Raw genomic sequence first — 12,405 nt, forward strand, 5'->3', positions numbered from 1 at the left:
ATTGCGGAGGCCGCGTCAGCCCAGCGCGGCCTTGATCTTGGCGAAGAAGCCGGTCGCCTCGGGGCATTCCTCGCCGGTCTCGGTCGCGCGGAATTCCTCGAGCAGCTCGCGCTGACGCGCAGTGAGCTTGCTCGGCATCTCGACCTCCAGGCGCACCACCAGGTCACCGCGCCCGCGGCCCTGGAGCACGGGCATGCCGCTCCCGCGCTGGCGGAGCTCGCGGCCCGGCTGGGTGCCCGGCGCGATCTTGATCGGAATCATGTCGCCGTCGAGGCCCGGCAGCTCGATCTCGCCGCCCAGCGCCGCAGTGGTGAAGCTGATCGGCGCGCGCGCGAACAAGGTCGTGCCCTGGCGTTCGAAGATCGGGTGCTTGGAGACGTGGAGGAAGATGTAGAGATCGCCCGCGGGTGCGCCGCGCGCCCCGGCCTCGCCTTCGCCCTGGAGGCGGATGCGGGTGCCTTCGTCGACGCCCGGCGGAACGTTGATCTTGAGCGTCTTGGTCTTGTCGGTACGTCCCTCGCCGCGGCAGTCGCGGCACGGATCGGCGATGACTTCGCCCGCGCCGTGGCACATCGGGCAGGTCCGCTCGACCATGAAGAAGCCCTGCTGCGCGCGGACCTTGCCGTGGCCGTGGCAATGGCCGCAGCCCTTGGCCTGGGTGCCCGGCGTCGCGCCGGTGCCGCCGCAGCTGTCGCAGGTGCCGGAGACGTCGACGGTGATCTCGGTGGTCTTGCCGTGGAAGGCCTCTTCCAGGCTGATCTCCATGTCGTAGCGGAGATCGGCGCCGCGCAGATTGGGACGCCCGCCGCCGCGGCCGCCCATGAACTCGCCGAAGACGCTCTCGAAGATGTCGCTGAACGCGCCGAAGTCGGCCGCGCCGGCTCCGCCACCGCCCATGCCGCCGTTCTTGAACGCGGCGTGGCCGAACCGGTCGTATGCCGCGCGCTTCTGCGGGTCCTTCAGGCAGTCATAGGCTTCGCTGACGGCCTTGAACTTGGCCTCGCTGTCCTTGCACCCCCCGTTCTTGTCGGGGTGGTACTTCATCGCGAGCTTGCGATAGGCGGACTTGATCGTGGCGTCGTCCGCCCCGCGCTCGCATCCGAGCAGTTCGTAATAATCGACTTCGGTGGTCATGCCCTGTCCCCGCGACCCCCGCCGTCATCCCCGCCGAAGCGAGAATCCAGGAACGCGAGCGATACGCTGCCCGGACCTGGATTCCCGCATGCGCGGGAATGACGGGGGATGTGCATGGCCTTTTACGCCTTGTTGTCGTCCACTTCGGAGAATTCGGCGTCGACGACTTCGTCGCCGCCGGCCTCGCTCCCCGCAGCCGCGCCGTCGGCGCTCGGCGACGCGTTCTCGGCGGCCTGCTTCTCGTAGATCGCCTGGCCGAGCTTCATCGCCACCTGGGCGAGCTCCTGCGACTTGGCGGTCATCGCGTCGGCGTCGCCGCTCTCGACCGCGGCCTTGGCCTCGGCGACGGCAGCCTCGATCTCGCCCTTGAGCGAAGCGTCGACCTTGTCGCCATTCTCCTGGAGCTGGCGCTCGGTGGTGTGGATCAGGCTCTCGGCGTTGTTCTTGGCTTCCGCCGCGGCGCGCCGCTTCTTGTCCTCTTCGGCGAACTGCTCGGCGTCGCGGACCATCTGCTCGATGTCGTTGTCGCTGAGGCCGCCCGAGGCCTGGATGCGGATCTGCTGCTCCTTGCCGGTGCCCTTGTCCTTGGCCGAGACGTTGACGATGCCGTTGGCGTCGATGTCGAAAGTGACTTCGATCTGCGGCACGCCGCGCGGCGCCGGCGGGATGCCGACCAGGTCGAACTGGCCGAGCAGCTTGTTGTCCGCGGCCATTTCGCGCTCGCCCTGGAAGACGCGGATCGTCACTGCCTGCTGATTGTCATCGGCAGTCGAATAGGTCTGCGACTTCTTGGTCGGGATCGTGGTGTTGCGATCGATCATGCGCGTGAACACGCCGCCCAGCGTCTCGATGCCGAGGCTCAGCGGAGTCACGTCGAGCAGCAGCACGTCCTTGACGTCGCCCTGGAGCACGCCCGCCTGGATCGCAGCGCCGATCGCCACGACTTCGTCGGGGTTCACGCCGGTGTGCGGATCCTTGCCGAAGAACTGCTTCACCACTTCGCGCACCTTGGGCATGCGCGTCATGCCGCCGACCAGCACGACCTCGTCGATCGCATTGGCCTTGAGGCCGGCATCGGCCAGCGCCTTGCGGCACGGCTCGAGCGTGCGCTGGATCAGGTCGTCCACCAGCCGCTCGAGGTCGGCGCGCGTGATCGACTTGACCAGGTGCTTCGGCCCGTTCTGGTCCGCGGTGATGAAGGGCAGGTTCACTTCGGTGGTGGCAGCCGACGAAAGCTCGATCTTCGCCTTCTCGGCGGCTTCCTTCAAACGCTGCAGCGCCAGCTTGTCCTTGGTGAGGTCGATGCCCTCGGCCTTCTTGAACTCGTCGGCGAGGAACTGGACGATCTTCGAATCGAAGTCTTCGCCGCCCAGGAAGGTATCACCGTTGGTGGCCTTCACTTCGAACACGCCGTCGCCGATCTCGAGCACCGAGATGTCGAAGGTGCCGCCGCCGAGGTCATAGACCGCGATCGTCTTGCCGTCGTTCTTCTCGAGGCCATAGGCGAGCGCAGCCGCGGTCGGCTCGTTGATGATGCGCAGGACTTCGAGGCCCGCGATCTTGCCCGCGTCCTTGGTCGCCTGGCGCTGCGCGTCGTTGAAATATGCGGGGACGGTGATCACCGCCTGGCTGACGCTCTCGCCCAGATAGGCCTCGGCGGTTTCCTTCATCTTCTGCAGGATGAAGGCCGAGATCTGCGACGGGCTGTAATCCTCGCCGCCCGCCTTGACCCAGGCGTCGCCGTTCGAGCCGCGCACGATCGAATAGGGCACCAGCTCGGTGTCCTTCTTGGTGATCGGATCGTCGAAGCGGCGGCCGATCAGGCGCTTCACCGCGAAGACGGTATTGTCGGGATTGGTCACCGCCTGGCGCTTGGCCGGCTGGCCGATCAGTCGCTCGCCGTCCTTGGCGAAGGCGACGATCGAAGGGGTGGTACGCGCACCTTCGACATTCTCGATGACCTTGGGCTTGCCGCCCTCCATCACCGCGACGCAGCTGTTGGTCGTTCCCAGGTCGATACCGATAACTTTAGCCATGGTCCCTCATTGGCCCCCAGTTCAAAAATCAAAATCCGTGCCCTCCGCACCCCTCATCAGGCGATGCGGCACGGGCAGCCCGAGAGCGGATATAGGTGCGGTTCGGCTTGCCGCAAGAAGGGCACCTATCTAGGAAACCTCCCGATTTGGGAGGGAATTGGATGCGCGGTTTTCCGGGGATCGTTGCGGTGGCGCTGCTCGCCGCGGCATGCCAGCAGCAGCCGGTGGAGACGAAGGTCGAGCGCGCCTGGGTGCGCCTGCCCGCCGCCGCCGGCCGGCCGGGCGCCGCCTATTTCACCGTCCGGGGCGGATCGAAGGGCGACACGCTGCTCCAGGTCTCGACCCCCGCGGCGGTGCGCGCCGAGCTTCACGAGACGATGGATCACGCCGGCATGAAGTCGATGCAGCCGGTCCACGACCTTGCCGTTCCCTCCGGCGGCACGCTCGCCTTCGCGCCCGGGGGCAAGCATGTGATGCTGTTCGACGTGGGCCCGGCGGTGAAGCCGGGCGACCAGGTGCCGCTCGCGCTGGCCTTTGCCTCGGGCCGCAAGATCGAGGTCCAGGCGAAGGTGGTCGGCCCCGGCGATCCCGAGCCGCAAATCTAGGCACTTCACGCCCCCGCAGCTTTCGCTATCCTCGGCTCCCGCCGGAGGGACCCGAATGACGCAAGTAATCGACCGTTTCCGATCCTCGACGCTGGGCTGGCTGCGCGGCACGCTGGCGGGATGGGGAACTTGCCTGCTGTTCCTCGCCGGGCTGCTCGGCACCTTCTATTTCCTTGCCCAGGGCACGCTGCAGGGCGTGGCGCTGCTCCTGCCCGTGCTGATGGTCGCGGCCATCGCGATCCTGCTCGTCAAATGGCTCGAGAACCTCGGCACCGCCTATGAGATCACCGCGGACCGGCTGATCCTCTACCGCGGCCTGGTGCGCAAATCGATCGACGAGATCGAGCTCTACCGCGTCAAGGACGTGCGCATCGACTTCTCGATCATCAACCAGATGGCGGACATCGGCACGATCGGAGTCGCATCGTCCGACGAGACGACGCGCGTCAGGCCGCTCCTCATCCCCAATGTCGAGCGCGCACGCGCGCGGCGCGAGAAGCTGCGCGAGCTGGTCAACACCGCCCGGCGCCAGCGCGGGGTGCGCGAGATCGACATGGTGCACGAGGATATCTGAGCGCCCCTAGCCCCGCGCGCCCGCGCCTCTAATATGTCCCTGCATGCGCCGCCCGCTCACGCCCGGTGAAGTCGAGCTTTCGCGCGCCGTGTTCGGCGATGCGATCGACTATGCGCGCGCCCGCGTCGCCAATGCCAAATGGATCTTCTTCCAGCCGGCGAACACGACCATGGCGCCGCTCGGCACGATCCATTTCCACCCGAAGAGCGGCATCTATCACGACGACTTCAGCTGCGCGCCGCTGGGCGTGCAGGGGCTGTTCGTCCACGAGATGGTGCATGTCTGGCAGCACCAGAAGGGCATCTTCCTGCCGGTCAGGCGGCATCCCTTCTGCCGCTATGCCTATGCGCTCCAGCCCGGCCGGCCGTTCGAGAAATACGGGCTCGAGCAGCAGGCCGAGATCGTCCGCCACGCCTTCCTGCTCCGCCACGGCGCCGAGATCGCCGGCGCCCCGCCGCTCGCCCAGTACGAGACGCTGATCCCCTTCCGCCGCGGCTGAGGCTCAGTTCGGATCGCTGTCTGGTGCCTTGGACGAGCGCGGCGAGGAAGAACGCGGGGATGGCGCGCGCGGCTCGGACCGGGGCGGCGGCGCCGAACGAGGCTCGGGCCGCGGCGGGGGCGAATAGCTCGGGCGCGGCTGCGGACCGGCGCCGGGCGCCGGTGCCGGACGTTCGGGCCGACGCCAGCCGCCCCCGGTATTTCCGGGATCGGGCCGCCCTCTCCGCCAGCCGGAGTCCGGCGCACCCTGGGGTCGCGGCGCCGGCGCAGTGCCGGGCGTAGCGTCCGGGCGCGGACGCGGGCGCCAGCCGCCCGGGGCGCCCGCGGGGCGCGTCGCGGGTGTCTGGGGCGTGCCTGCTGCCGGATCGGCGGAAGGCTCCGGGCGACGATCGGGACGGCGCGGCCAGTTCGGACGAACGGGCCGGCCCGCGCCGGGCTGCTGCGGCGAGGAGGCGTCCGGGTTCGGGGATACGTCGGGCCGCCGCGGCCAGCCTGCGCCGGGCCTCGGCCGATCGGGCCTGCCGACACCGGGGCGCGGCGGCTGCGGAGTCCCGGCCGCGGGCGGAACCCCCGGGCGATGCGGGCGGCCGGTTCCCGGACGATGCTCGCCGGGCTTGCGCCAGTGACCCTGGGGTGGCGGCCCCTGGAAGCCGCCCGAGCGCCAGCGCCGGAACGCGTCGGCGAGCCCGCGCCGGCGAAGCTGCTCGGCCTCGAGCCGGCGCCGCCATTCCTGGTCGTGCGTGCGCTGGCGGTGGCTGCGCCAGCCCGGATAGCGCTGGCGGCCCTCGTCCCACAGCTGGATGAAGCCCGAGAAGATCAGCGGGCTGGCGTCGGCCCAGGCATCGGTATCGATCGGCTCCCACTGGCCGCCTGCCATCGCCGCACCGATCCGCCGGGCGCGGGCATAGAGCGCCATCGCCTCGTCGAGGAACGCCTCGCCCTCGGCGCGCGGCAAGGCACCGCCGTCGGGGCCATAGACCACCGCCACGGCATCGCCCTCATAGCCATAGCTGTGCCCCGGCTCGACGGCGAGGAAGGGCCCAGCCTCACCCGGCTCGAAATAATAGCTGCGGATACCCTCGGGCCCGTCCTCGACGATGACGCGGAAGCCCGCCTCGGTCTGCCAGGCCCAGGGCTCGCCGCCTTCGAAGGCGAAGCTGTGATCGGGCGGCGCGTCGCCGATCGCTTCCCACAGCGAGTCCGCGCGATCGATATAGGCATAGGCGTCGGGGGTTTCCTGCGCCGTATAGGCGGGCGGCGGAACGGGATCGTAGAGCGCGGGACCATAGCCGCCGTCGCCATAGTCGGCCATCGTACAGGCCGAGAGCGCCATCGCTCCGCCCATCGTCCCCAGCCGCAACGCGCGCTTCCAGCCCATTCCCCGTCCCTTCCGTTTCTATGCGCGCAGCTTCCGCCCGCCCCGCTTAACGGCGGCTGACCATGCCGACACAATAAAGCGGCGTCTTTCTTCTTGGCTGTTCGCCGCCGCTGCTTCGCTTTTCGCTCAGACGCGGAAGAACAGCGCCAGTCCCAGGCTTTCGGCGATCCGCTCGGCCTTTTCCACGATCGCGTCGGCTTCGGCAGGAACGAAGACCTGGTCCGCGGTCGTGCGCCACAGCCCCAGCCAGCGCTCGAACATCTCGGGCGCGATCGCATCGCGGTGCTGAAGGTGCGCCGCCATCGGACTGCCCTTGTAGCGGCCGCTGGTGAGCATCACCGAGGACCAGAAGGCCTTCAGCTTCTCGAGATGGTGCGGCCAGTCGGTGATCGCGCCGTTGAAGATGGGGCCCAGCACTTCGTCCTCGCGCACCCTGGCGTAGAAGCGCTCGACCTGCTCGGCGAGTTGTTCCTCGGTCATTGCCGCGGGCCCATACACCCGCGCGCCCGTCCGTGCCAACGTCCGGAAATCCCCGAACTATCTGACTTGCCTGCGCTCCCTGAACATTCGCATTTGGATTCACCCGGCCTTCTGACGACGGGTTATAAGTGGAAGTCGCTGGCAGTGAATTGGTAGCCCGGCGCCTGCGTAGTGACTGCAATCGACAGATCGGCCACGCCGTCGCCGTTGAGGTCGGCCTCGACCAGCCATGCAGTCCCGCTGCCAGTCACTCGGAGCTGCCCGGCGACATGGCCGAAGCCTGCCGTGCCGATAAAGGCGAAGGCCGAGTCGCCGGCACCGGCGCCATTGGCGTCGAGCAGGCTCAGGTCGAGCACATCGCCTGCAGCGAAATCCGTCACTCGATCGCGCGCGGCGAGCGCGGTCTCACCGAACACGAAGCGGTCGTTGCCCGCGCCGCCCGTGAGGAGATTGGCAGCCCAGTCTCCCGCCAGCACATCGTCGAAGCCCGAGCCGACGACATTCTCCACCGACACCAATGTATCCACGCCGGCTCCCCGGGTGTCCTGCTCCTCGGTCCAGGACAGATCGATCTCAACCCCGGTCTGCGCCGCCGCATAAGTGACCGTGTCGATGCCGGCACCACCCCAGATCGTATCGTCACCAGCCCCGCCGTCGAGCAGGTCGTCCGCCTCGCCACCCCAAACGCTGTCATGGCCCTCGCCGCCCGTCTCGATGTCGCTACCGCCGCCGCCGCTCAACCAGTCCTGCCCTGCGTCGCCCGCCAGCACATTACCGACACCGTCTCCGGTCAGCACATCGTCGAACCCCGAGCCGCTGATGTTCTCCACGCTCTGGAGTACATCGACACCGGCGCCGCCGGTGTCCTGCGGACCCATGTTGGAAAGGTCCACGACCACGCCCGCACTGGCGCTTCCATAGCCAACCGTGTCGTTGCCCGCGCCGCCGATTAGCGTGTCGTCTCCCCCACCACCGGAGAGCCAGTCGTTCCCCGCCCCGGCGTCGATCCGGTTGGCGCCATCGCTGCCCGTCAGAATATCGTCGAAGGCCGAGCCGGTGACATTCTCGATAGCGACGAGCGTGTCCACGCCCGCCCCACCAGTCTGCTGCGCGCCGGCGAACAACAAGTTAACCGCAATCCCCGATGTCGCGCGCGAATAGTCCGCAGTATCGACGCCGTCACCACCGTCGAGGCGATCGTTGCCCGCTCCACCGTCAAGCACATCAGCCCCGGTACCGCCGTAGAGCAGGTCATCGCCGATGCCGCCGACGAGCCGGTCGTTATCGGCGCCGCCCCGGAGCACATCGTTTCCGCCTCCCCCGTCGATCGTGTCGTTGCCGCCGCCGCCGCTAAGATAATCGCCTCCCAACCCGCCGGTGAGAACGGTAGAGTTCGGGTCCTCAACGATCTGGCCGGCGATCCGCAGCTGCCGCGAAGCCGGCCCGGTCTCGGCGAGGATGAAAGCGCCGTTGGTGATGGATAGCACGCTTTCGCCCACGCCATCTCCGTCGGCATCGCCGATCAGCACCGTCTGCCCGGCTTCTGCAACGAAGCGATATTCGCCGGCCCGGCCGGTAAACTCTCCGGCTCCCAGGAAATAGCCGCCCGCGGAAGCCGCGGTGATGCTGATCAGGTCTGTGCTGTCGAGATCGGTGATGGTCGCACCACCGAAGCCGGTGTATTGCGCAAAGGCGAAAGTGTCCGCGCCGCCGCCCCCGGTGTACACGTCGCCTTGGCCGGTCGCGGTCTCGCCGCTCGCGAAACGATCCACGCCCGCCCCGCCCTTCACGATGTCACTCCGGTCGGTCAGGAGATAAGTCAGGCTCACCGTTGCTGCCGAGGCGTCGACCCGTAGCCCGCTCCCTTGCCTGGTGCCGAGCTGGAAGACTTCCCCGTTGCGCACGCTCAGCGTCGGCCCAACGGCCTGGGTCAAAACGGTGGCGTCTGCGGTTTGGCTGACCAATACCGGATTGGCGTTCGCGGCGTTGTCGGTCGTAAACACGATGGTGTCGACCCCGGCGCCGGCGTCGATCGTGCCCGATCCACCTCCCACCGAGAAGTTGTCGGCGCCGCTCCCTCCCAAAAGCGTGTGCGTACCGCCCAGGACGTTGACCGTGAGCGCGGTAATCAGCTGGCTCGCGTCAAGGGCCACGTTGTTGCCCGTGACGTCGGAGAGAACAATTGCGTCGATCGTCGAATAGAGGGTGTCGATAGCTCCCGACGCATCCGTCAGCCGGCCGCTGTTCGCGTCGGAGCTGACGATACGGTAGCTGTGCTGCCCCGCGCCGAGCCCGAGCTCTGCCGCATCAAGCTCGAGTACATCGCCGCCCTCGCCGCCATCAACCCAATCCTTGCCGCGGCTGATCTTGATCCTGTCGTTGCCGGCGAGGCCGAGGACCTCGTCCTCGCCCGTCGTTCCCCCGATCCTGTCAATGCCGGCGGTGCCCCGAATCTGGTTCACATCGACCTGCAGGACCCTCGAGGCCGGTGAGGTTTCGCGAAGCGTCATAGCGCGATTGGAAAGCGTGAGCACGCTCTCGCCCACGCCGTCCCCATCCGCGTCACCGATCAGGAGCGTCTGATCCCCGTCCGTCGTGTAGCGAATCTCGCCTGCCGTTCCGCTGAACGCCGCTGTGCCGATAAAGCGCACGCTGCCGCTCATATAGAGATTGAGCCGGTCCTGAGGCGCGAAATCGGTGATGGTGGCGCCGGCGAGTGCCGCGAACGTCGAGAAATCGAAGCTGTCACTCCCAAGCCCGCCCGTGAACACGTCTCCAGCCCCCACCGCGCTGGAAGACGAGTAGAAATGGTTGGCCGCTGCGCCGCCGATGAGGCGGTCCGCGAAGGCAGTCGAAGTAAAATCGACCGCGGCGGCCACTCGAGAGCTATCGGCAAGCAGCGGCCCGTTGACGGCAGCGATATCGAACCGTTCGATGTTGCGGGCCATCAGACTGGACTTGCCTGCCTGGGATATGGTCGTGAGGCCACCCAGTTCGGTTAGGGTGACGGAACCTGCGTTGACCGAATTGTCGATCGTCGTCCGCAGTACGTCGTTTCCGGTTCCGCCATCGAAGCTACCCGAGCCACCGGCGATAATGAACTGGTCGTCGCCCGCCGCACCCCATATCGCGTGCGAACCCGCCGACAGCATCACATTGAGGGCAAGGCCGGCAGCATTCCTCGCGTCGACCGTCACATTGCCGTTGGCATTGTCGGTCAGCCAAATCGTCTCGATGCCCGTGAAGCTGGTATCGAGTGCTCCCGATGCATCGCTCGCGCTACTAGCCGTTATCGTGTAGCGGTGCGCCCCCGCGGGGAGCCTAAGCGCGGCGGAAGATATTGCGAGCAGGTCCGTTCCTGCTCCGCCATCGATTACGTCATGCCCTAGCGAGGCATTGATATAGTCGGAGCCACCCAGCGTCAGAATGGTCTGATCGGCGATGCTCCCGGCGATCGTGTCGTTCCCTTCGCTTCCAACCACCTGAGTGGGAACGCGCTTCAGGAACTCGGAGCCGGGCGAGGTCTCGTCGAGGTGGAAGCTGCCGGTGAGCGTGAGCGTGCTGTCACCGACACCGTCGCCGTCCGCATCCCCGATCAGCAGCGTCTGTCCGGCCTGGCGTACATAGCGGATCTCACCGGCGGTCCCGCTGAACGCCGCGGTTCCGATAAAGGACAGCCCGCCAATCAGATGCAGGTCGATCTGGTCCTGCTCGGAAAAATCCGTGATCGTTGCCCCGTCCAGCGCGGCGAAGGTGTAGAAATCGAACCAGTCGGCCCCGCCACCGCCCGTGAATACGTCCCCCGCGCCGATCGCGGCCGGCGACGAATAGAAATGATTGTTCCCAGCTCCTCCGACCAAGGTGTCGGCAAAGGCTGTGGAAGTGACGTTGAACGCGCTGGTCGTCGCGGATGCGTCGAGCCGTAGCGCGCCGCCTGTCGACCAGATCTCAAGACTTTCGAAATTGCGCGCGACCAGGTCGCTCGTGCCGGTCTGCGCGAGCGTGGCCACGCCGTTCGCCTCGGTCAGCGTCAGCGGATTGCTATTGGCCGCCGTATCGACCCGGATCGAAAGCCGGTCGGTGCCCGCGCCGCCGTCGAACACGCCCGAGCCGCCCAGGACAGTGACGCTGTCGTCGCCCGCGCCTGCGGTCACCGCGTGCGTGCCAGTCGAAACCTCGATCGAAATCGGGGTTTCGCCGATGGCGCTCGCATCGAGCGTCACGTCGCTGTCACTCGAATCGGTGAACCAGAGGCGCTCGATCCCGGTGAAGCTGGTGTCGAGTGCGCCCGAAGCGTCGAAGAGGCGATCCGCGGTGATCGTGTAAAGGTGCGGCCCCGAGTCCAAGCGCAGCGTCGCCGAATGGATCCACAGGCTGTCCGTTCCAGCGCCGGCATCGATCACGTCATGCCCGCGCGACGCATGGATTTCATCGTCGCCGCCCAAGGTGTTGATCACCTGATCCGCCGAGCTCCCGGATACGGTGTCGTGCCCCCCGGTGCCCGTGACCTGGTCCGGCGCGCGCCGCAGCATCCACGGCTGGGAAATGTCTTCGGCAATCTGGAAGCTGCCCGTCAGGGTAAGCGTGCTGTCGCCGATGCCGTCGCCGTCCGCATCGGCGATCAGCAGAGTCTCGGTGGTGCCTCGAACGTAGCGGATCTCGCCTGCAGCGCCACTGAAAGCGGCGGTGCCGATGAAGCGCAGCGTCGGGGAAGTATTGAGCAGGTAGATTCCGTCATCTTCGGAGAAGTCGGTGATCGTCGTGCCGTTCAGGGCGGCGAAGGTCCAGAACTGGAAGATGTCGGCGCCGCCGCCCCCGGTGAACACGTCGGCGCTGCCTGCCGAACCGGACATGGCATAAAAGAAGCCACCCCCCGCGCCGCCGATGATCGTGTCGCTGCCGGCGGAGGCGGAGAAGCTGATCGCGCCCGCCGTGGTCGACGCATCTACGCGCAACGCGCCGCTCGTGGTACCGATGTCGATGCTCTCGAAGTTGGTCGCGACGAGGTCCGCACGGCCGGACTGGGCCAGGAGCGTCACGCCCGCGGACTCCGTCACCGTCACCATGCCGGTGTTCGCCGCATTGTCGAACGTGACCCTCAGCAGGTCGTTGCCCGCCCCCCCGTCGACCGTCCCAGCCGCGCCGTGCACCGCTATCTGATCGCTGCCCGCCCCGCCTTTCACATCGACCGTGTCGGCCTGCAGGGTCAGCAGGAGGTCGACGGCACTGAGTGCACTGGCGTCGACAGTCACTTCGTCGGTATCCAGGTCGGTCAGCCCGATCTTCTCGATCCGGGTGAAGCTGGTATCGAGCGCTCCGGAGCCGTCGGATAAATGATCCGCGCTTATCGTATAGTGGTGCGGGGCGGCCGGCAGCGCGAGCGGTACCGAGTGGACGAACAGCCAGTCGGTACCGTCGCCGCCATCGACCGAGTCATGCCCGCGCGAGGTGTCGATCTGATCGTTGCCGCCCTGCGCGGCGATAACGTCATCGCCGGCAGTGCCGCTGATCGACTCACCCGCGTCGGTGCCGATGATGTTGTTCGCCATGAATCCCCCTTCGCCTCCGGAAGCCGGAGGTTGCATACATGCCAATTACCGGGGGAGTGCGGCCCCGAGGCCTCGCCCGTCATAAGCCGCCGCCCGGACGCTTCCGTGACGACGACGCAATATTTCGCTGATCTTTATTTATCCCGCAAGC

General features: G+C 67.2%; 8 protein-coding genes. 3 read left to right on the forward strand and 5 right to left on the reverse strand.

Going from position 1 to position 12,405, the window contains the following annotated elements; genetic code table 11:
- Nucleotides 1-15: 15 nt before the first annotated feature.
- Together dnaJ and dnaK are read right to left on the reverse strand one after the other, a co-directional pair.
- Nucleotides 16-1,134, reverse strand: coding sequence for a molecular chaperone DnaJ (gene dnaJ, locus J7500_RS01290; protein ID WP_294059307.1), 1,119 nt, complete (start codon nt 1,132-1,134; stop codon nt 16-18).
- A gap of 122 nt (nt 1,135-1,256) precedes the next feature.
- Nucleotides 1,257-3,170 carry a molecular chaperone DnaK gene (gene dnaK, locus J7500_RS01295; RefSeq protein ID WP_294059310.1) on the reverse strand — a complete coding sequence of 638 codons (1,914 nt, stop codon included), beginning with the start codon at nt 3,168-3,170 and terminating at the stop codon, nt 1,257-1,259.
- A 161-nt stretch (nt 3,171-3,331) separates the two neighbouring features.
- Between dnaK and J7500_RS01300 the strand changes: the two genes are divergently transcribed.
- The 3 genes from J7500_RS01300 to J7500_RS01310 are packed head-to-tail and all read left to right on the forward strand — an operon-like array spanning nt 3,332 to nt 4,848.
- Nucleotides 3,332-3,775, forward strand: a complete 444-nt coding sequence (locus tag J7500_RS01300) for a copper chaperone PCu(A)C (protein ID WP_294059312.1) — start codon at nt 3,332-3,334, stop codon at nt 3,773-3,775.
- 55 nt (nt 3,776-3,830) lie between these two features.
- Complete coding sequence (locus J7500_RS01305) at nt 3,831-4,349, forward strand: PH domain-containing protein (protein WP_294059313.1); 519 nt, start codon at nt 3,831-3,833, stop codon at nt 4,347-4,349.
- A gap of 43 nt (nt 4,350-4,392) precedes the next feature.
- Entirely contained in the window at nt 4,393-4,848 is a 456-nt protein-coding gene (locus J7500_RS01310) for a vgr related protein (RefSeq protein WP_294059314.1), read from the forward strand.
- A 3-nt stretch (nt 4,849-4,851) separates the two neighbouring features.
- On the opposite strand, the gene J7500_RS01315 is transcribed toward J7500_RS01310, so the two are convergent.
- From J7500_RS01315 to J7500_RS01325, 3 genes are all read right to left on the reverse strand, one after another.
- The gene (locus J7500_RS01315) at nt 4,852-6,225 is read right to left on the reverse strand and encodes a hypothetical protein (RefSeq protein WP_294059315.1); all 1,374 of its coding nucleotides are present in this window, start codon (nt 6,223-6,225) and stop codon (nt 4,852-4,854) included.
- Nucleotides 6,226-6,351: 126 nt separating this feature from the next.
- Nucleotides 6,352-6,705, reverse strand: coding sequence for a group III truncated hemoglobin (locus J7500_RS01320; protein ID WP_294059316.1), 354 nt, complete (start codon nt 6,703-6,705; stop codon nt 6,352-6,354).
- Nucleotides 6,706-6,827: 122 nt separating this feature from the next.
- A complete protein-coding gene (locus J7500_RS01325) occupies nt 6,828-12,254 on the reverse strand; it encodes a calcium-binding protein (protein ID WP_294059317.1) in 5,427 nt (1,808 codons plus the stop codon).
- Between the last annotated feature and the right edge of the window lie 151 nt (nt 12,255-12,405).

The organism is Sphingomonas sp., assembly GCF_017744835.1.
In the GTDB taxonomy this organism is placed as follows: domain Bacteria; phylum Pseudomonadota; class Alphaproteobacteria; order Sphingomonadales; family Sphingomonadaceae; genus Sphingomonas.